The sequence below is a fragment of the Azospirillum mesophilum genome (assembly GCF_053470405.2).
Map to the genome: position 1 here is coordinate 177,808 of NZ_JBPXMQ020000004.1, position 20,015 is coordinate 197,822.

Consider the following 20,015-nt stretch of genomic DNA (forward strand, 5'->3'; position numbering starts at 1 on the left):
CCAGCGACGTTCACAGCCTGGAAAGCAGGACGAGGACGATGGCGGCAAGAACCGCGGACAGGCCCTTCCAGAACAGCAGGGGGTTCCGCTCCATCAGCGGGCGGCGGCGTTCGGGCGCGAACTCCGGGTTCGGGCGGCGGAGGTCGGCGATGAACTCCGACAACGCCTCATAGCGTTCGAGCGGGTCGGGGTGGACGGCGCGGCACAGGGCCGCGTCGACCCATTCGGGAACCGGGCGCGACGCGCTTCGCGCCGGGATGTAGCGCAGCCGGCGCTGCGCCTTGCGGCTGCGCGCCCGCCCGACCTCCGCGCCGTAGGGAAGACGGCCGGTCAGCATCTCATAGGCGATGACGCCCAGCGAAAACTGGTCGGAAAGCGGGGTCCCCGGCTCCCCCACGAAATATTCCGGTGCCGCGTACTGCACCGTCCCCAGGATCGCCTCGCCGTCGAGGTCGGGGGCGGCCTCGTGGACGCCGGCCACCTTGGTGGAGCCGAAGTCGATGATCGTCACCCCGCCGTCGCGGTCGATCATGATGTTTTCCGGGCGCAGATCCTGGTGCACCATCTCCATGCGGTGGAACGCGCGCAGGCCCTTCTCGATCTGTTCGACGATCGCAAGCACCGCCCCGAAGTCCGGGCGGGGATTGTCGATCATCCACTGCCGCAGTGTCTGGCCTTCCACATGGTCGGTCACGACGTAGAGGAAGTTGCGGCGGCGGTTCGGCGGAACGGCCTTCAGCACATGGGCGCTGCGGAGGCGGCGCGCGATCCATTCCTCCATCATGAAGCGCCGCAGATAGGCCTCGTCGCCCCGCAGGTCGACCGACGGGATTTTGATGGCGACCCGCGCGCCGCTTTCCGGATCGGCGGCCAGATAGATGTGGCTGCGGCTGTTGGCGTGGATCTGCCGCAGGATGCGGTAGCCGTCGAAGTCGCACGGCGCGTCCGGCAGGGGCGGGGGCGCCAACTCGTCGGTCCGGACGAAGACGTCGCCGGCATCGCCGTCCGGCAGGGCGTCGATGCGCGCGATCTGGATGGTGAGGTTGTCGGGACTGCCCTGGTCCAGCGCCTCCTCCACGATGCGTTGGGCGGCAACGTCCAGATCATCGGGCGACGCGGCGATGGCCTGCGCGACGAAGCGCGGCGCCACATGCTCGTAGACGCCATCCGTGGCGAGCACGAACACGTCGCCGGGGCTGAGTTCCAGGACGCGGTAGTCGATCTCGACGTTCGGCGCCGCGCCGACCGCGCGGCCGAGATAGCTTTCCTGCGACGACAGGACGATCCGGTGATCGTTGGTCAGCGGCTCCAGCGTCTCGCCGGCCACGCGGTAGATGCGGCTGTCGCCGATGTGGAACAGGTGGGCGCTGCGCGACTTCAGGACCATCGCGCTCAGCGTGCAGACATAGCCGCGGTCCATGTCGTGGGACAGGCGGCTGCGCCGGGTTTCCGCGTAAAGCCAGGAATTGGCCGCGTTGATGACGCGCTGCGCCGAGGTCTTCACCGACCATGCCTCGGACGTGCAGTAATAGTCGGTCAGCAGGCTCTTGACCGCCGTCTCCGCCGCGACGCGGCTGAGGGCACTGGTGGAGATGCCGTCGGCGAGCGCGATGACGACGCCCTTGGAGGCCAGCGCCCGTCCTTCCGGAAGCAGCGCGCCGTGGAAATCCTGGTTGGTCGCCTTGCGGCCCTGGTCGGAATGCTGCCCGATGGAAACCGCCAAACCGCCCGACATGCGCTCTCCTCATGAAAAAAGCTCCGCCCACGGGGGCGGAGCTTGCGGCGGTCCTGAACGGATCACTCCGCCGCGACGGGGAACAGGTTCGGCTTGGCCTTGCGCTTGGCGCCGGTGCGGACGTGGGTGGAATAGAGGGTCAGGCCGACGAAGGTCAGGCCGCCCACCAGATTGCCAAGCACCGTCGGGATCTCGTTCCAGATCAGGTAGTCCATGATCGAGAACTTGCCGCCGAGCATCAGGCCCGAGGGGAACAGGAACATGTTCACGACGGAATGCTCGAAGGCCATGCCGAAGAACAGCATGATCGGCATCCACATGGCGATCACCTTGCCGGACACCGAGGTCGACATCATCGCGCCGACCACGCCGGTGGAGACCATCCAGTTGCACAGCACGCCGCGGATGAACAGCGTCAGCATGCCGGCCGCGCCGTGGGCGGCGTAGCCCACGGTGCGGGATTCGCCGATGGCGCCGATCTTCTGGCCGACGGCGTCCGGGGCGCTGGTGAAGCCGTAGGTGAAGACCACCGCCATCATCGCGGCGACGGTCAGCGCGCCGGCGAAGTTGCCGACGAAGACCAGTGCCCAGTTGCGCAGCACGCCGCCCATGGTGACGCCCGGACGCTTGTCGAGCAGGGCCAGCGGCGCCAGCGTGAAGACGCCGGTCAGCAGGTCGAAGCCGAGCAGGTAAAGCATGCAGAAGCCGACCGGGAACAGGATCGCCCCGACGATCGGAGAGCCCGTCTGCACGGTCACGGACACGGCGAACACGGCGGCGAGCGCAAGGATGGCGCCGGCCATGTAGGCGCGGATCAGCGTGTCGCGCGTCGACATGAAGATCTTGGACTCGCCGGCATCGACCATCTTGGTCACGAATTCGGCAGGGGCGAGATAGGCCATTGCGAAATCCTTCTAGGCAGTTGGCTGGCGACTGTTGGCTGGCGCGCGTTCCCCGCCCGGACAGGAGCACCGTCCGGAAAAGGAAAAGGCGTCCGAAACCGCCGGAATCCTTGTCGGATCCCAGGGGATTCGGACGCCTTTGTCCGCGGTGGCCCATCGTCGGACCGGCAACGGCGCCATTGCCGCTGCCCTAATTCCCAGACCTTCTGGCAAGAGGCGTGCCAACACCGGCACCAAGGTATGACTTGGCCGGCGGAATGGCGGATTTCCAGGCTATGGCGGGTTGGGGGCGGAATGATGCCTGCCGGAATTGCCCGGCGCATGGGCAGGGTGTTTTGCCCTCAGCCGAACAAAAAACGGTCCGAAAGCCGAGTTTTTGTGCAAAGCACCACGACTATGGTCCGGTCGGGACTGAGCCTTTAGCATGAGCGCTGCCGCAGGAGGCTGGCGGCTGCTCAATCCATGACCAGCCCGCCATCCACGGTCAGGGTCTGCCCGGTCATGAAGCGGCTCCAGTCGGAGGCGAGGAACAGGACCGGCCCCGTCACATCCTCCGGGGTCGCGATGCGGCGCAGGGGCGTTTGGGCGACGATCATGTCCTTGACGCCCTCCTTCGTGCTGCGGCTGGCGTCGGTCGGGTAGACCAGCCCCGGCGCTACGCAGTTGACGCGGATGCCGAAGGGGCCGAGTTCGGCGGCCAGATTGCGGCTGAAGCCGATCAGGGCGGCCTTGGCCGTGGTGTAGTCGTGGTAGGGGACCGTCGGGCGGGCCACGAGGTCGGTCGCCATGTTCACGATGCTGCCGCGCGCCCGCCGACGCATCATCGGAAGCACCGCTTGGCAGACGTTGTAGGTGGCCCGCAGGGCACCGTCGACCTGCGCCTGATAGTCGGCCCAGCCCGTGTCCCAGAACATCTTGCGGCGGTCCGGGTCGAAGACGTAGGGCCGGAAGGCGTTGTTGACCACGGCGTCGATCCGGCCCAGCTCGTCGGCCACGCGGTCCGCCATGGCGCGGACGGCGGCCTCGTCCGTCACGTCGGCCTGCACGGCCCAGGCATCGCCGCCCAGCGCCCGGCAGTCCTCCACCACCCGCTGGGCGGCGTCCGCGTTGCGCAGGTAGTTGACGACGACCATCGCCCCCTCTGCCGCGAAGGCCCTGGCGATGGCCGCGCCGATGCCGCGGCTGGAGCCGGTGACGAGGACGGTCTTTTCCCGGAAGTCCATGGCTCTGCCCCGGTCCTGGCTATTGGGGAAGCAGGTCGGTGACGACCACGCGGGCGACGTCGATGTCCTTCGCGATCAGCCCCAGCTGCTTGAAGGTGTCGGCGCCTTTCTGCATCACCTCGGGATCGAAGGCGCCGAGCCCCTTCGCCCGCGTCGTGTCCGACTGGCTGGAGGCGTTGCGAAGCGTGATGATGGCGAGGTTGGTCGCCTCGTCCCGGCCGTTGATGGCGCGGTCTACGGCGATGCGGGCGGCCTCCTCCGGACGGTCGATCATCCAGGCGGCGCTGTCGCGGTAGGCGGCAAGGAAGCGCTTCAGCAGATCCTTCTTCGTGCGGTAGGTCTCCTCCGTCACCACGAAGATGTCGCTGGGCAGGTTCAGTGTGTCCTTCACCTCGATAACGTTGACGTCCTTCAGGCCCTTTTGCAGGCCGACATAGAGCCCCGTGTCGGTCGCGGCGGTGGCGTCCACCTGCCCCTGGATCACCGGCGCGAAATTCAGCAGGCCGGTCACCTCGATGGTCACGTCCTTTTCCGACAGGCCGACCTGATGCAGCAGCACCTGAAGGTTCTGGTAGGTGCCGCTGGACAGGCTGTAGACGCCGACCTTCTTGCCCTTCAGGTCGGCGGGCTTGGTGATGTTGCGCTCCTTCGGCGACACCACGTTGAAGACGTTCTGCGGGTAGATGTTGTAGATGGCGACCAGCTTCTGCCCTTTGTCGAGCGCCAGGAAGAAGGAGGCCGGGTCGGTGAAGGCGATGTCCGCCTGCCCGGTCAGCATGTTCTGGATCGCCGCACCGCCGCCGTTGCCCGGCACATAGTCCAGGTCGAGCCCCTTCGCCTTGAAGAATCCCTTGTCCGGCTCGGCCAGCAGGTTGGTGATCTCGCTGATCGGCTGGCTCCAGCCCGCGACGGTCACCTTGTCCAGGGCGAGCGCCCGGCCGGTCCCGGCCAGCCCGACCAGACCGGCCAGCGCGACGGCGCCCAGGGAACGCAGAAACCCACGATACGGCGTCTTCATCGGTGATCGTCCCTTCAGCCCTGTTGGTCGTTCCATTGGCGGCGCAGCAGCCACCGTTCGATCCCGACGGCGGCCTGGTAATAGAGCATCCCCAGCACCGTGATGACGATGAAGAGGGCGAACATCATGGTCGAATCCATCATGCCCTGCGCGGCGATGATCGAGGCGCCCAGCCCCTTGCGCCCGCCGATGAACTCCCCGACCACGGCGCCGACCAGGGCCAGCACGACCGACACGCGCACGCCGGCCAGGATCACCGGCAGCCCGGCCGGAATCTTCAGGCGCAGCAGCGTTTGCAGACGCGTCGCGCGCAGCATCCGGAACAGCTCCCGCTTCTGCGGATCGATCTGCTGGAGACCGGTCATGGTGTTTTCCAGCAGCGGGAAGAAGCAGATCAGCGCCGTGATGACCACGGTCGAGGTCATGCCGAACCCGAACCAGACGATGAACAGCGGCCCCAGCGCCAGCTTCGGCACCACTTGGCTGGCGATGATGTAGGGGTAGAGCAGGCGCCGCAGCCCTTCCACCTCCGCCAGCAGCACACCCGCCAGGAACCCGACCACGCAGCCGATCAGGAGGCCGAGCGTCATCTCCGCGCTGGTCATCCCGATGTGCGGCCAGAGGAAGCCGCTGGTCAGGCCACCCCACAGCGTTTGCAGGACGGCCGAGGGCAGGGGAACGACCAGGGACGGCACGCCCGTCACGCGCCCGTACAGCTCCCACCCGCCGAGCAGCAGGGCCAGCAGCAGCCCAGATCCGAGGCGGGCGCTCATTCCGCGGCCTCCAGCGGCCGCGCGTCCATGGCATCGCGAAGCTCCCGGCACAGGGCGTTGAAGCGGGGGCTGTAGCGGATGTCGCGGCCACGCGGCCTCGGCAGGCCCACGGGCAGGGCGTGGTGGAGCCGGCCGCCCTCCATCACCGCAACCCGGTCGGCCAGATAGATGGCCTCCGCGATGTCGTGGGTGACGAACAGCACCGTGGTGCCGCGCCGGCCGCACAGCGTCAGCAGGTCGTCCTGCAACTCCTCCCGCGTGATGGCGTCGAGCGCAGCGAAGGGCTCGTCCAGCAGCAGCAGCGCCGGTTCCGTGATCAGGGCGCGGGCGATGGCGACGCGGCTCTGCTGCCCGCCGGACAGCGCACGCGGGTAGCGCCCGGCGAGACCGGGCAGGGCGACCAGTTCCAGCAGCTCCTCCGCCTTGCGCCGGTCCTGCGGCTGGGGCTTGCGCTTCAGCGACAGGGGCAGGAGCACGTTGTCGAGCACCGGAAGCCAGTCCAGCAGCGTCGGCGTCTGGAAGACGAAGCCCACCTCCGGGCTCGGCTCCCGCACGGCACCGCCCCGGATGCGGATTTCGCCCGCCGTGGGGTGCAGCAGCCCGGCGGCGAGCTTCAGCAGGGTGGTCTTGCCGCAGCCGCTGCGCCCGACCAGACAGTGGAATTCCCCCTCCGGGATGGTCCAGTCGATGCCGTCGACGATGGGAACCCCGCTCTGGACGGCGTAGCTGGCCCGGCTGATGGACACGAAGCTCATGCGCCGCCCCCTCAATCGACGTAGCGGGCGAAGGCGTCGGCCGCCTGCTCCGCCGACTGTTCGATCTCCGTCATGGTGACGAGGTCGAGCAGGTTGAAGCGCCCGTCGTGGTGCCAGCCCGCCTCCGGCGCAGTCATCCGGCCGAGCGCGCAGATCCGCGTCACCCCGACCGCGCCCAGCGCCCCGGCCAGCCGAAACAGCTCCTCCGGCGCCGCCGCGATCCCCACGGTCTGGAGGAAGGCGCGGTGCGGCGCGAGGCCGGGAACCGCGTCCTCCAGCCGGTCCACGGCGACGACCTTGACGGTGCGGTTCAGGCCGCAGGGCGACAGCCCCTCCGCCGCGTCGGCGTAGGCCACGCTCCAGGCGTCGGTGGGGTCGCCGAGCAGGTCCCGCGTCGGCTCGGCGAAGGTCTTCAGCTCCTCCGCGTTGCGCCACGCCGCGACGCTGCCCGCCTCCTCCATGGAGAGGGCGCGGCGGGGGAACTTCGCCTCGTGGGCGGTCAGCTCGTGGGCGAGGTAGCCCGCGAAGTCGCGCGGCGACACCCGCCCGCCGCGCTCCACGAAGAACAGCTGCGGCGAATAGCATCCCTGCTGGTCGTAGCGCACCACATCGTAGGCCGCGCGGTTCGCCACCGACCACGCCTTGCCCGCGTCCAGCGCCGAGCGCGCGACCATGCCGAAGCTGATCTTGTGCCCAAAGGGCAGGAAGCGCGTGGTGATCGGCACCCGGCCGCGGATCGCCTCCAGCACGTCGTTGCCGCCGTAGGCGACGGCCGTGTCCGCCTGGGCCAGCCACGCCCGCTCCTGCACCTCGTCGCCGCCCTTCCACCAGACGATGGCCATGCAGTCGGCGAGTTGCGGGTCGATCTCCGCCAGGATCCGCGCGAACCAGCCCGCGAACAGCGGCTCGGCGCTCGGCAGCTTGCCGATCGTGCCGGCCTTGACCAGCAGGCCGGAGATCAGGCTGCACAGCGGCAGGCCCGGCACGTTGCCGGCCCAGACGTGCAGCAGCAGGTCCGGCCCGTGGGCCTTGGCGAAGCCGCCCTTGGGCATGGGCTGGAAATCGTCGAGGATCTGCGGGTTGGCGAAGTCCTCCGCCAGGAACTTGCGCAGTTCCGGCAGGCGGAAGGTCTTCAGATAGCCGGTGAGGCCCAGCCGGACCATCTCCGCATCATAGCCGGTGACCAGCGGCAGCAGCCGTTCCGCCTTCCGCCGCCAGGGATCGTCGCGGTCGAGCAGGCGGGCGACGGCGCGGTCGATGGTCGCGGCGATTTCGGCGACGGTCCGGGTCTTGAGATGGCGGCGGGCGGCCTCCCGCACCCGGTCGGCGACCTCGGCGACCTGCGCGTCGGTCAGGACGGGGACGGCCACCTCGACCGCGTCGTCCCCGCGCCGGAAGGTCAGCGTCCGCCAGTCCACCCGGTCGGTGGGCAAGCCCGGCAGATATCCGGCGACCTCCCTCATCATCGGCTTACACCCGCGCGGCTTTCAGGAACTCCTCGACCGCCATCGAGCATCCCTTGGCGTCGGCCCCGTCGGCCCGGCCGAGCAGGCGGAAGCCGCCGTCCACCTCGATCCCCGCATCCTCCGTCAGGATGGCCGAGGCGCAGTTGAAATGCGCCAGATCGTGGTGGACGAGGACACCGACGGTCCCGCGCGGCACCTCCGCCCCCGTCAGCGGGTTCACCACGCGGCTGCGGATCCAGTGCGGCCCCGACTTCACGGATGGGCACACCTCGTTGCCCCAATCGTAGAACTGGGTGCTCAGCTCCGTCATGCCGTACATGTTGATGCAGGCGCGGCGCGGCACCCCGAAGGTGGTGGAGAGCTGGTCGTAGAAGGCGTCCGCCTCCATCTCCCGCGACTGGCCCTTGAAGCCGCCGGTGTCCAGGATGCGGCTGCCTTCCGGAAGGCGGAAGGTCCGGCCCTCGGCGCGCAGGGCGTCCATCAGATGCACGAAGCTGTAGCTGGCGCCAAGCAGGGCGTAGGGCTCGCCGGTGGCCTCGGCCCGCGTCAGGTCGGCGGTCACGGCGGCGACGTCCAGCCCGTCGTCGCCGATCAGGTAACGGCTGCCCTCCGTCCCGAATTCGCGCAGCGCCAGCGCCAGATAATGCGCCAGGGAGGAGTTCGGCATCGCCTCCTCGGTCGGAAACAGGATGCCCATGCGCATCCGCTCCCGCCCCTGCATGAAGCGGTGGCGAAAGTTCACGATCATCGACCGGTCGTAGACGGCCAGCGTCGGATGGTGGCTCTTCCCCCGCACGCCGCGCGTCGTGCCGCTGGTCATGAAGACCCGCTCGCACTCCTCGGGCGGACGGCAAGTCAGGGCGAGATCCTTGAAGGCGCTGATCGGCACGGCCGGGATCTCGCGCCAGCTCCGAACCGTGCGGACGGTCTTGCCGCGCTGCGTGGCGAAGCGCCGGTAGGGCAGGTTGTGTTCGAACTGGTGGGCGAAGACAGCCAGCGCGAGGCGGTTGAAATCATCCTCGCTCGCGCCGTCGGCGGCGATGAAAGCCAGAAGATCGTCGACGATTTTGGCTTCACTGTTGAGGGCTTCGGTCACGTCCAGGCACACCCTGTCAAAGCGCGCGGAATATCAAAGCGCACGGAATCCGGCGGTCGGATCACAGGTGTCAGGACGGAAAAAGGGGCGCAGCACAGCCCGATGTCCCACATCCCTACGCCGGCATGACCCGGATCAGGTTCGTTGGGTCACCGCGTTACCCGGACGGATCCGGACCGGCGGAGTCTCAGCCTCCTAACGAGGCACCCCAGGGAACGGGGGTCAGCGTAGGGGACCGGCTCACGCCCTGTCAAGAATACGCGGAGATGCACGGGCCGGCGTGGAGGGGCGGGAGAGGGCTGAACGCCTCCTCCGGGTCACCGCCGCAAGGCGATGACCTCGCAGGACTGCCGAAGGGCGGGAGTGGACCGGGCGCGCCGGATCCGGGCCGTGGGGAAGGCGACGACGACCGCGCTGGCGACGGCGCCGCCGGCGGGTTCGACCGCGCCGTCCGGGGCGTCGGCGGCGCGCCCCACAGACCAATTAGAGATGCTGCTCGCTCCGCAGTGGTACGCGGCCGTCCAAGAGAGCAGACACCACATCGTCGAGTACGTGCTAAAAGTCCAAGCAAACATGGCCGACCTTGGAACCCGTTTTCCGAGGAGCGAAAGCCGTGCGCCGTCTGGGCGCGCGACGCCGAAGCACCTCTGCATAACGGCCGGGCCGTCCCGCCGTTCCGGGGTCCGCGCCGTCCTGCACGGATGCGGTATTTCGAACGGAAAAACCCAAACGCGGCAGGAAGCGAAGGGAGAACGTCGATGAAGGCCACCCAGACGGCGCCGGACCTGGACAGCCTTTTGAAAAGCTGGATGTCCTTCCCGCTGTTCCCCTTCCAGCAGACTCCCCTTCAGCAGGCCCCCTTCCAGCAGGCCATGCTGGACCAGTCCCGGCTCTGGCTGACATCGCAGATGCAGGCGCTCGCCGCGATGGAGCGCTTCAACGAGGGCTGGATGCGGCGCCGTCGCGCGGACCTGGAGGGCGCGCTGGCGGTGGTCGAGCGGATGTCCGCCGCCGGCGATCCAGGCGCCCAGGGCGCGGCGCTCAACGAATGGCTCTCCGGATGCAGCCAGCGCGTCGCAGAGGACCTGCAGAGCATGTCCGACTGCCTGTCGGCGGTGGCCCGGAATGTGAACACCACCGCGACGGACACGGCGGAACGGGCGCGCCCAGGATCGCGCGGCCCGGAGGTTCCCCGGCGCGCGATGGGCTGACCCGCCGCCCGGCCAGCCAGGGTTACCCCAGCCAGGATCAACGCAGACGCCGCAGGGCATCGTTCATGCGCTCGGCCAGCCCATCCACCTGCGGTTCCAGGAACATGGTCAGGTGCGTGCCGGGCGTGGCGACCACCGGCAGCGGGCCGGGGACGTAGGGCGACCAGCCCAGGTCCGGCCCGGCAGCCCGGTCGTCGCGCGACAGCTCCGCGTCCTCGTCCGCCGCCCGGAATAGCACCACGCCGGCCGGCCGGTCGAGCGGGTCCGGGCGGTAGCGGGACGCCGCGACGACGTTGGCCTTGTAGATGTCGATGAAGCGGGCGAAATGCGCCTTGTCCAGCGCCGCGGGCAGCAGGCGGGCGGCGATGATGCGGTCGATCAGGTGCGCGGTCTGCGCGTCCGGATCCAGCGCGTCGAAGCCGTCACCCAGGTCGATGCGCGTGCGGAACAGCTTGCCGATGCGCAGGCCGATGTGGCGCAGCCAGTCGCCGTGCGTCCAGCCCTCATGCTTCTGGCTGTCAGGGCTTCGGCCCTCCACCGCCGGGGCGGCGTTGTCGATCAGGCCGAGGAAGGCGACCTCCTGCCCCTGGCGCTGGAGCTGCCGCGCCATCTCGAACCCGACCAGCGCGCCGAAGGAATGGCCGGCGAGGCGGTACGGCCCCTCCGGCTGGGCGTCGCGGCGGATGATGGCGACGTAGCGGGCGGCGATCTCCTCGATCCGGGTCGGCACCGGGCTGCCGTCATCCATGCCCAGCGCCTGGAGGCCGTAGCAGGGCTGGTCCGCGTCCAGCATCCGGCAGAGGGCGGAGAAGTACAGCACGTTGCCGCCCGCCCCCGGCAGCAGGAACAGGGGCGGCTTGGCAACTTGCGCGACGGCGGGGCGGATCGGGACGAGGACGGGGATCTCGGCCCCGGCGGACGAGGCGCGCAGGTTTTCCGCCAGCTTTTCGATGGTCGGGCAGGTGAAGAGCGTGGCGAGCGAGATGCGGCGTTTGAACCGCTCCTGGATGCGCCCGGCCAGCCGCACGGCCAGCAGCGAATGGCCGCCCAGCTGGAAGAAGTCGTCGGTGATGCCGACGCGCGGCAGCTCCAGCACCTCCGCCCAGATGCGGGCGAGGTCCAACTCCACGAGGTCGCGCGGCTCCGCGGGGGTGCCGTCCGGCTTGCTCTCATCCCCAGCCAAGGAGCGCAGGGCCTTCACGTCCAGCTTGCCGTTCGCGGTCAGCGGCAGCGCGTCCAGGAACAGCAGGCGACCCGGCACCATGTGGGCGGGCAGGGCGCGCTCCAGCCGGCGCAGCAGCCGGTGGCGGGCCTGCTCGTCGCGCGGCTCCTCCGGGGTGGGGACGGCACAGGCGACGAGCTGGCGCGCGGCGGCGCCGTCCGCGTCGGGCAGCACCGCGCACTGGCGCACCGCCCCGGTGGCGCGCAGCGCGGCCTCCACCTGGCCCAGCTCGATCCGGTGGCCGCGGATCTTCAGCTGCCGGTCGCGGCGACCGAGCAGTTCCAGCGATCCGTCGGGCATCCGCCGCGCCAGATCGCCCGTGCGGTAGAGCCGTTGGCCGTCGATGGTGACGAAGCTCTGGTCGGTCAGCTCCGGCGCGTTGATGTAGCCGCGCGCGAGGCAGGCTCCGCCGATGTGCAGCTCCCCCGTCAGGCCGCGCGGCACCGGACGACCGCGCGCGTCCAGGATGTGGATGTCGGTATTGGCGGTCGGCCGGCGGAGGGGCAGGGTCGCCGTGGCCGGGGGCGCGCCTTCCGGCTCCACGAGGCCGGTCAGCACGCCGACGGTGGTCTCGGTCGGGCCGTAGTGGTTCAGGATGCGGCAGCCAGGGGGCGCTTGGCGCAGCCGCTCGATCCAGGCGGGGGAGGCGCCCTCGCCGCCCAGGACCAGCAGGCGGCGCGGCATCGGCGGCGCCCCGCCGGCCCCATCCACCAGCGCGGCGAAGTGCGAAGGCACGATCTTCAGCGCGTCGATGGCGTGGGCGCGCATGTATTCCGCGAACAGCCCGCCGTCCAGTCCGGCCGCCTCCGGCAGCAGGTGCAGGCAGCCGCCGCTGCACAGGGACGGGAACAGCATCGTGTGGCCGAGGTCGGCGGCCAGCGTGGAGACCAGCGCGAAACGCAGGCGCCCCTCCACGGGCAGGTCCACCAGCATGCTCTGGACGTAGTTGGCGAGCGCGCGGTGTTCCACCGCCACGCCCTTCGGGATGCCCGTGGACCCGCTGGTGAAGATGACGTAGGCGAGGCTGTCCAGCGTGGCCGTATCGGCTGGCGGTTCTTCGGCGCGGGAGTCCGACCGGGCGAAGAAGCTCTCCAGCCCCAGCGCGTCCACGCCCAGCTCCGCCCAGGCGCCGCGCCGCGCGTCGCCGGTCAGCACAACGCGCACCCCGGCCTGCGCGATCATGGCGCGCCGCAGGTCGGGCGGATAGGCGGGGTCCAGCGGCACATAGGCACCGCCCGCCTTCAGCACCGCCAGCAGGGCGACCACGAAGCCGGCGGAGCGCGTGGCGGCGATGCCCACCGTCACGTCCGGCCCGACGCCGCACTTGCGCAGATGGTGGGCCAGCCCGTTGGCGCGGCGGTCCAGCTCCGCGTGGGTCAGCGCGCCGTCCTCCGCCTCCACCGCCGGGGCGTCGGGGGCTGCTGCGGCGTGGGCGGCGAACAGGCGGTGGACCATCTGCGCCGGCTCCACCGCGCGGCGCGGGCCGGACAGGGCCGGTTCGCCGCGCTTTTGGCCGTCGAGGGGGATGTCCTCCACCAGCCGGTCGGGGTCCTCCACGACTGCCTCCAGGACGGTGGCGAGCATGGCGGCCAGCCGCTCCGCCCCGTCGCGGCGGAACAGGGACGTGTTGTAGCCCAGCGCCCCGGCGACCTCCGCCCCGGCGTCGCGGATGGTCAGCGACAGGTCGAACTTGCCGTCCGCCTGGGCAATGTCCAGCACGTCGAGCGGCGGCGCGCCCTCGCCCGGCGGCGGGGCGGCCAGATAGTTGAAGCTGGCGTCGAACAGGGGGGACCGGCCGGGATCGCGCTCCACCCGCAGCCGTTCGACCAGCAGGGCGAAGGGGAAGTCGGCGTGGTCCAGTGCTTCGCGGCTGACGCGGCGCACCTCCTCCAGGAAGTCGCGGAAGCGCCGCCCCTCGGTCAGGCGGGAGCGGACGACCACCGGGTCCACGAAATAACCGACCACCCCCGCGCAGTCCGCCTGCCCGCGCCCGGTCTGGGGTGAGCCGACGAGCACGTCATCCTGCCCGGTGATCCGGTGCAGCAGCACGAGGAAGGCGGCCAGGAAGGCGGCGTAGGGCGTCGCCCCGGCCTGCTGGGCCAGCGCCTTCACCCGCCCGCCCAGCCCGTCCGGCAGGGGCAGCGGGCAGGCGTCGCCGTCGTAGGTCTTCACCGCCGGGCGCGGGAGGTCGGTCGGCAGGGCGAGGACGGGCAGCGGCTCCGCCAGCCGGTCGCGCCAGAAGGCCCACAGCCGCTCGCCCTTCTCCCCGGACAGCAGGTCGAGCTGCCGATGCACATGGTCGTGGTAGATGATGGCCGGAGGCGGCAGCGCGGCGCCTCCGGTGCGCGCCTGGGCGTGCAGGAACGGCAGTTCGCGCCGGATGACCTCCAGCGACCAGCCGTCCGACGCGATGTGGTGCATGGTGATCAGCAGGACGGCACCGCCCTCGCCCCGCCCGAACCAGCGGAAGCGGACCACCGGCCCGCGCTCCAGGTCGAAGGGGGCCTGGTGGGCGTCGGCCATGCCGGCGGTCAGTCGGTCATTGCTCCAGTGGGAGGCGTCCGCCGCCGCCCAGTCGAGGACGCCGGCCGGGCGGACCTCCTGCACCGCGTCGTTGCCCCGGCGGGGAAAGACGGTGCGCAGCATGGGGTGTCGCCGGACCAGGGCCGTGCAGGCCTCCCGCCACTCGGCCTCCGCCGAGCCTGCCGGCAGGTGCAGCGGCAGGGACAGGTTGTAGGCGCTGCTGTCCGGCGCCAGCGCCCACAGGAACCACAGCGCCCGCTGCCCGTAGGAGAGGGGGCAGAGGTCCAGCGTTTCCGGCGCGGTCTCCAGCAGGTGAACCAGCTCCGCCTTGCACACCTTCAGCCGGTCGAGCAGGGCCGGGGTCACCGCGTCGCGGGGCGCGCGGTACTTCAGCTTCCCGTCCTCCAGCCAGAAGCGCCAGCGGGCCAGGACCAGATCCTGAAGGAACGCGGTGGTGCTCATGGCGCGGGGCTCCGAAGGGGTACGGTGCTCACACCCCTCGCCCATCTCCGATGGGAGAGGGAGGGGCCCGCGGCGCAGCCGTGGGAGGGTGAGGGCAAGGTTTTGCGGGATGACAGACACCTTGCCCTCACCCTTCCCATGGCTGCGCCATGGGCCCCTTCCCTCTCCCGCCGGGGGCGGGCGAGGGGGAATTGGTGCTGCGGCTTCACAGTTCGCCCTCGACCCAATCCGGTTCGGCTGGTTCGGGCGCGGCATCCGGGGGGGCGAAGAGGTGGTCGAGCACGGTGGCGGTTAGGGTGCGGAGGGTCTGGCCGTCGATTAGGCGGGTCACCGGGATGTCGATGGCGAAGTCCGCCGCCAGTTCGTTGCGCAGGCAGAGCGCCATCAGGGAGTCCATGCCCAGGCGGTTGAAGGCGGCGTCGGGATCCACCTCCCCCTCGCGCCGGCCGCCGAGCACGGCGAGCAGAGCCTTTTGCAGGTAGGCGGACAGCATCGGCTCCCGGTTTTCCTCCGGGGCGTTGCGCAACTTGCGGACGATGCGCGATTCCGCGCCAGGGGCGGGGAGGGGGGCCGCGGCGCTGACCCGCGTCCAGCGGATGCCCTCCAGCCGGGCGAGGACGCGGCCGGTCTCCGGGTCGGACAGGATGAGGGTGCCGCGCGGGTCTTCCCCGTCGCCGAGCGTGGCCTCGGCCAGCAGCGGGCGGTCGATAGCGGAGAGGCGGGCGAAGCGCTCCACCCCCGTCACGGCGTGCGCCCCGGCGGCGCGGAACAGCAGCGCGCCCAGGGCCTGGAACCCGCCGTCCAGCAGGACGGGGTGCCGCGGGTCGCGGTCGAGGTCGGGGTGGAGCTTCAGCCGCGCGACCGCCCGGCGCTCGCCCACCCACAGGTCGCGGATCACCCGGAAGGCCGGGCCGTAATCCAATCCCAACTGGCGGCAGGAGCTGTAGAAGGATTCCGCCCCGACCGGCTCCAGCCCGTCCATGCCGGAGTGCACCGGCGCGACGTCGGCGGCGGAGGCCCGCAGGGTCGCCTCGGCGTGCAGATCCCAACCGCCGTCCGCCCCGGCGGCGTAGCAGCGGCACAGCGCTCCGCCGTCGTGCGAGGGCGTGACGACGCTGTGCAGCGTCACCGTCCGGTCGGCGGGCAGAGCCAGGGGGCGGTGCTGGGTGACATTCTCAACGGTGACGGCGTCCGTGCCGAAGACGGCGTGCGCGGCGGCCTCCATCACCGACAGGACGCCGGACAGCGGCAGCACCGTCCCGCCGGGTGGGCGGAAATCGGCGAGGTAGGGCAGGGCGGTGGGCGACAGCTGCGCCTCGAACCGCCGTTCGCCGTTGGCGGCGGGCAGCGGCAGCGGGTCGCCCAGCAGGGTCTTCGTCCCGCGCGCGGCTGGGCGGAGGGCCACGCGGTCGCGCTCGATCCAGAAGCGCTCGCGTTGGAAGGCGGCGGTGGGCAGCGAGACCTTGCGCCCGCCCCGCCCGGCCTGGAAGCCCCCCCAATCGACCTTCCACCCCGCCGTGTAGAGCCGCGCAAGGCTGTCCAGCATCGTGCGCTGCTCGTCGGCGGGCGGGTGCAGGCTGGCGAGCCAGAGGGCGGAGGCCGCCGCATGATCCGCCTGGGCCATGCCCAGCAGGACAGGGCGCGGCCCGATCTCCAGGAAGGCCGTGCAGCCCTCGGCCAGCAGCGTCGTCACCGCGTCGCCGAAGCGCACGGGGCGGCGCAACTGCTCGGTCCAGTAATCGGGGCCTTGCAGGGCGGTGTCGGCGCGCTGGCCCGTCAGGGTGCTGACCAGCGGCAGGCGCGGCGGCTGGAAGGGCACCGTCGCGGCGAGGCGCCGGAACTCCGGCAGAATCGGGTCCATCAGGGCGGAGTGGAAGGCGTGCGACACCGACAGCCGCTGCCCGCGCAGGCCCTCGGCGCGCAGCAGCGTTTCGACCCGCGCCACCTCGGCCTCCGCGCCGGACAGGACGAGCGCGTGGGCGCCGTTGACGGCGGCGACGGACAGGTCGATGCGGTGGCACTCCAGCAGGGCGGCCACCTCCGCCTCCCCGCCCGCAACGGCCAGCATGGCGCCGCCGGAGGGAAGGGACTGCATCAGCCGCCCGCGCGCCGCGACCAGACGCGCGCCGTCCTCCAGTGCCAGCATCCCGGCGGCGACGGCGGCGGCGAACTCGCCCACGCTGTGGCCGGCGACCATGTCCGGCTCCACGCCCCAGCTCCGCCACAGCCGCCACAGCGCCACCTCCAGCGCGAACAGCGCCGGCTGGGTGTTGGCCGTCTGGTCGAGCCGCGCGGGATCGCCCCACAGGATGTCGGTCAGCGGCGCGGCGAGATGCGGGTTCAGCAGCGCGGCGCACTCATCGAGGGCGGCGCGGAAGACCGGTTCGGACTCATACAGCCCCCGCCCCATGCCGGATTGCTGGGAGCCCTGGCCGGTGAAGAGGAAGGCCAGCTTCGGGCGTCTCGACGGCAGCGGGGCGGGCCGCCGGTCCTCCAGCGCCGCGCGGGCTTCCTCCGCGCTGGCCGCCACCACGGCGCGGCGGTGCGGGAAGTGGTCGCGGCCGAGCGTGGCGGTGTGGCCGGCGTCGGCGATGTCGAGCCCTTGCGCCAGCGCGTCGGCGACGGCGTCGGTCAGGGCCTCCAGCCCGGCGGCGGTCTTGGCGGACAGGGTCAGGATGTGGTGGGCGCGGGGCGTGCCGGCGGCGGGCGGGGCCTCCGGCGCTTCCTCCAGCACCACATGGGCGTTGGTGCCGCTGATCCCGAAGGAGCTGACGCCGGCCACGCGCGGCCCATCGGCGGCGGGCCAGTCGCGCGCTTGCGTCACCACCGTCACCGGCAGGTCCGCCCAGGGCACGCGGCGGTTCGGCTGGCGGCAATGCAGGCTGGGCGCGATGCGCCGGTGGCGGAGCTGGAGCACCAGCTTGATGAGGCCGGCGACGCCCGCCCCCGCCTCCAGATGGCCGATGTTGGTCTTGGCGGAGCCCAGCAGAAGCGGGCGGTCCGCCGGGCGCGCCGGGCCGAAGACCTGGCCCAGCGCCTGCACCTCGATCGGATCGCCCAGCGAGGTGCCGGTGCCGTGCGCCTCCAGATAGTCCACCCGCTCCGGGCTCAGGCCGGCGTCGGCCAGCGCGGCGCGGATCACCGCCTGCTGCGAGGGGCCGTGCGGCACGGTGAAGCCGCTGGTGTGGCCGTCGTGGTTCACGGCGGTGCCGCGGATCACCGCCAGCACGCGGTCGCCGTCGGCCAGCGCGTCGGACAGGCGCTTCAGCACCACCATGCCGCAGCCCTCACCGCGCACGTACCCGTCGGCGGAATCGTCGAAGGTCCGGCACAGGCTGCCCGGCGACAGGGCGCCGGCCATGGACAGGTACAGGCTGGTCTCATGGGAGACGAGCAGGCTCACGCCCCCCGCCACCGCCAGCCGGCTTTCCCCCAGCCGCAGGCTGCGCACTGCCAGATGCACCGCCACGAGAGAGGAGGAGCAGGCCGTGTCCACCGCCATGCACGGCCCGTGCAGCCCCAGCACGAAGGACAGCCGCCCCGCCGCCGTGCTGTGCGAATTGCCGGTGCCGAGATAGCCGTTGATCGCCAGCCGCTCCGCCATGCCCAGGCGGTTGGCGTAGTCGCTGTTGCTGATGCCGACGAAGACGCCGGTGGGGGAGTCCTTCAAGCCCTGCGGGCCGATGCCGGCGTCCTCCAGCGCTTCCCAGGTCACCTCCAGCAACAGGCGTTGCTGCGGGTCCAGCGTCAGCGCCTCGCGCGGGGAGATGCCGAAGAAGGCGCCGTCGAAGTCGCGGATCTCCTCCAGGAAGCCGCCCCGGAAGATGTGCGGGACACGGGCGGGGTCGAAGCCGGCGGCGCGGATCTCGTCCATGTCCCAGCGCCCCGCCGGGATCGCGCGCACGGCGTCGGTGCCGCTCTCCAGCAGCCGCCAGTAGGCCGCGGGGTTGGAGGCGCCGCCGGGAAAGCGGCAGCCCATGCCGATGATGGCAACCGCGTCATCCCCGGTGTTGGCCGTTGCGGTTGGGGTGACGGTGGTCGCCGCGCCCGCGTCGAGAAGGGCGGCCAGCTGCTCCGCGCTCGGATAATCGAAGGGCAGAGTCTGGGCCAGCGGGCGGCCGATCCGTTCCTGCAACCGCTCCACGAGTTCAACGGCTTGCAGGGAGCCCATGCCCAGCTCGAAAAAGCCCTGGCGCGGGTCGATGCCGGCGGGATCGTCCAGCCCCAGCAGGTCCGCGACGATGGCCTGGATCGCCGCCACCAGCCCGCGCCGGTCGGCCTTGGGGGCGCTGTCAACGACGACAGGCGTCGCGACGGACGGCGCCGCCTCCGCGCGGAATGGGCGGGGATCGACGGGGACGCCGGTGACGAACAGCTGCGCCAGCGTGGTGCGGAGCTGCGCCAGCGTGTCCCGCGATTCCGTGTTGGTGGCCAGCGCCACGGCGTCCTTGCCGCGCAGCGTGTCGCGCACGAAGCCGGCGAGGTGACCGCCCGGCCCGACCTCCACGAAGGTGCGCACGCCGTCCTCGTGCATGCGCAGGATGGTTTCGCGGAAGCGCACCGGCTCCGTCCACTGCGCGCCCAGCAGGTCGCGGATGTCCTCCGGCCCGGCGGGAAGCGGAGCGGCGGTGGCGCAGCTGTAGGCCGGCACGGCGGACGGGGCGAGGTCCAGCCCGGCGTAGAGGGCGCGCATGCCCTCCGCCGCGATGGGGAAGCGGGGGGTGTGGACGGGGATGAACAGCTCCGGCAGGCGGAAGCACAGGGCGCCGCTCTGCCGCAGGGCGGATTCCACCTCCGCCATGGCCTCCCGCCCGCCGCAGAGGATCGCCTGCTCCGGGCAGTTGTCGAGCGCCAGCATCACCGACGCCCCGTGCCGCTCGCGCAGCGCGTCCAGCGTCGCGCGCGACTTGGCGGTGACCGCCAGCATGGTTACGGCGGTCGCCTCGCGCAGCACCGCCACCGGCAGCGCGTGGATCGCGGCGATGACGCGGCGCAGCAGGTCGAAGATCCGCGCCGGCTCCCGCACCATGCCGGAGGCCAGCAGCATGGCGCTCTCGCCGTAGCTGTGCCCGGCCATGGCGTCGCAGCGCAGGCCCGGCACATGCGCGGCCAGCACGGCCTGCATCGCCAGCGACTTCACGAGCACCGCGTCCATGGTGCCGAGCAGCCCTCCTTCCTCAGCCGGCTGGTCCTCCGGCGCGGCACGGGAGGGGAAAAGCTGCGGGTTGCGCAGGAAGCGGGCGCGGTCACCCTCCGGCAGTCCGTCGAACCACGCGCGCACGACGGGGAAGTGGCGGTGCAGATCCTCCATCACGGTGGCGTGGCGCGCGCCGAAGCCGGGGAAGAGGAAGGCGGTGCGGCGCGGCTCCCCCGCCACGCCGTACAGCACCTGCTGGGCGAGGTTGAAGGCGGGCTTGTCGGTGGTGCGCAGGCGGGTGACGGCCTGATCGGCCTTGCGCGCGAAATCGGCGGGATCCTCGGCCAGGATCGCCAGCCGGTGCGGGCCGGCGGGCGTGTCGGCCAGACGGTCGGAGAGGGCAGCAAGGTCGGTCTCGCACGCGGCGGCGGTCACGGCGTCGGCCAGCGCGCCCCGCGACGGGGCGGAGAAGAGCAACAGCTCGGCCGGGCC

12 protein-coding genes and 1 riboswitch are annotated in these 20,015 nt (G+C 71.3%); of the genes, 1 reads left to right on the forward strand and 11 read right to left on the reverse strand.

Translation table 11 applies throughout. The features are described 5' to 3' along the window. Positions 1–10 precede the first annotated feature (10 nt). From ACSVC7_RS06765 to ACSVC7_RS06805, 9 genes are all read right to left on the reverse strand, one after another. Positions 11–1,735, reverse strand: coding sequence for a bifunctional protein-serine/threonine kinase/phosphatase (locus ACSVC7_RS06765; RefSeq protein ID WP_448203889.1), 1,725 nt, complete (start codon positions 1,733–1,735; stop codon positions 11–13). Between the two features lie 62 nt (positions 1,736–1,797). Continuing rightward, a complete protein-coding gene (locus ACSVC7_RS06770; RefSeq protein ID WP_448203890.1) occupies positions 1,798–2,637 on the reverse strand; it encodes a formate/nitrite transporter family protein in 840 nt (279 codons plus the stop codon). A 455-nt stretch (positions 2,638–3,092) separates the two neighbouring features. Beyond that, the gene (locus tag ACSVC7_RS06775) at positions 3,093–3,860 is read right to left on the reverse strand and encodes a 3-oxoacyl-ACP reductase (RefSeq protein WP_448203891.1); all 768 of its coding nucleotides are present in this window, start codon (positions 3,858–3,860) and stop codon (positions 3,093–3,095) included. Positions 3,861–3,879: 19 nt separating this feature from the next. Beyond that, positions 3,880–4,878: an ABC transporter substrate-binding protein gene (locus ACSVC7_RS06780; protein WP_448203892.1), complete on the reverse strand. Its 999-nt coding sequence runs from the start codon at positions 4,876–4,878 to the stop codon at positions 3,880–3,882. A 14-nt stretch (positions 4,879–4,892) separates the two neighbouring features. Next, positions 4,893–5,651, reverse strand: coding sequence for an ABC transporter permease (locus tag ACSVC7_RS06785; protein WP_448203893.1), 759 nt, complete (start codon positions 5,649–5,651; stop codon positions 4,893–4,895). Next, positions 5,648–6,406, reverse strand: a complete 759-nt coding sequence (locus tag ACSVC7_RS06790; RefSeq protein WP_448203894.1) for an ABC transporter ATP-binding protein — start codon at positions 6,404–6,406, stop codon at positions 5,648–5,650. The genes ACSVC7_RS06785 and ACSVC7_RS06790 overlap by 4 nt, the downstream gene beginning before the upstream one ends. A gap of 11 nt (positions 6,407–6,417) precedes the next feature. Beyond that, positions 6,418–7,872: an acyl-CoA reductase gene (locus ACSVC7_RS06795; RefSeq protein WP_448203895.1), complete on the reverse strand. Its 1,455-nt coding sequence runs from the start codon at positions 7,870–7,872 to the stop codon at positions 6,418–6,420. A 4-nt stretch (positions 7,873–7,876) separates the two neighbouring features. Next, the gene (locus ACSVC7_RS06800; RefSeq protein ID WP_448203896.1) at positions 7,877–8,968 is read right to left on the reverse strand and encodes a LuxE/PaaK family acyltransferase; all 1,092 of its coding nucleotides are present in this window, start codon (positions 8,966–8,968) and stop codon (positions 7,877–7,879) included. Between the two features lie 94 nt (positions 8,969–9,062). Next, a riboswitch (TPP riboswitch) is annotated at positions 9,063–9,189 on the reverse strand. A 96-nt stretch (positions 9,190–9,285) separates the two neighbouring features. Then, positions 9,286–9,444: a hypothetical protein gene (locus ACSVC7_RS06805; RefSeq protein ID WP_483508112.1), complete on the reverse strand. Its 159-nt coding sequence runs from the start codon at positions 9,442–9,444 to the stop codon at positions 9,286–9,288. 282 nt (positions 9,445–9,726) lie between these two features. Between ACSVC7_RS06805 and ACSVC7_RS06810 the strand changes: the two genes are divergently transcribed. After that, entirely contained in the window at positions 9,727–10,179 is a 453-nt protein-coding gene (locus ACSVC7_RS06810; protein ID WP_448203897.1) for a hypothetical protein, read from the forward strand. 37 nt (positions 10,180–10,216) lie between these two features. Here the strand turns inward: ACSVC7_RS06810 and ACSVC7_RS06815 are convergent, their stop codons facing one another. Both ACSVC7_RS06815 and ACSVC7_RS06820 read right to left on the reverse strand, forming a co-directional pair. Then, positions 10,217–14,386: a non-ribosomal peptide synthetase gene (locus ACSVC7_RS06815; protein ID WP_448203898.1), complete on the reverse strand. Its 4,170-nt coding sequence runs from the start codon at positions 14,384–14,386 to the stop codon at positions 10,217–10,219. Between the two features lie 205 nt (positions 14,387–14,591). After that, on the reverse strand, positions 14,592–20,000 hold the full coding sequence (locus ACSVC7_RS06820; protein ID WP_483508114.1) for a beta-ketoacyl synthase N-terminal-like domain-containing protein: 5,409 nt from the start codon (positions 19,998–20,000) through the stop codon (positions 14,592–14,594). Positions 20,001–20,015 lie beyond the last annotated feature (15 nt).

Coding starts and splice junctions, on each gene's coding strand:
- ACSVC7_RS06785 (WP_448203893.1), bottom strand. CDS start 5,651: ATGAGCGCCCGCCTCGGATCTGGGCTGCTGCTGGCCCTGCTGCTCGGC.
- ACSVC7_RS06795 (WP_448203895.1), bottom strand. CDS start 7,872: ATGATGAGGGAGGTCGCCGGATATCTGCCGGGCTTGCCCACCGACCGG.
- ACSVC7_RS06815 (WP_448203898.1), bottom strand. CDS start 14,386: ATGAGCACCACCGCGTTCCTTCAGGATCTGGTCCTGGCCCGCTGGCGC.
- ACSVC7_RS06780 (WP_448203892.1), bottom strand. CDS start 4,878: ATGAAGACGCCGTATCGTGGGTTTCTGCGTTCCCTGGGCGCCGTCGCG.
- ACSVC7_RS06810 (WP_448203897.1), top strand. CDS start 9,727: ATGAAGGCCACCCAGACGGCGCCGGACCTGGACAGCCTTTTGAAAAGC.
- ACSVC7_RS06790 (WP_448203894.1), bottom strand. CDS start 6,406: ATGAGCTTCGTGTCCATCAGCCGGGCCAGCTACGCCGTCCAGAGCGGG.
- ACSVC7_RS06775 (WP_448203891.1), bottom strand. CDS start 3,860: ATGGACTTCCGGGAAAAGACCGTCCTCGTCACCGGCTCCAGCCGCGGC.
- ACSVC7_RS06770 (WP_448203890.1), bottom strand. CDS start 2,637: ATGGCCTATCTCGCCCCTGCCGAATTCGTGACCAAGATGGTCGATGCC.
- ACSVC7_RS06765 (WP_448203889.1), bottom strand. CDS start 1,735: ATGTCGGGCGGTTTGGCGGTTTCCATCGGGCAGCATTCCGACCAGGGC.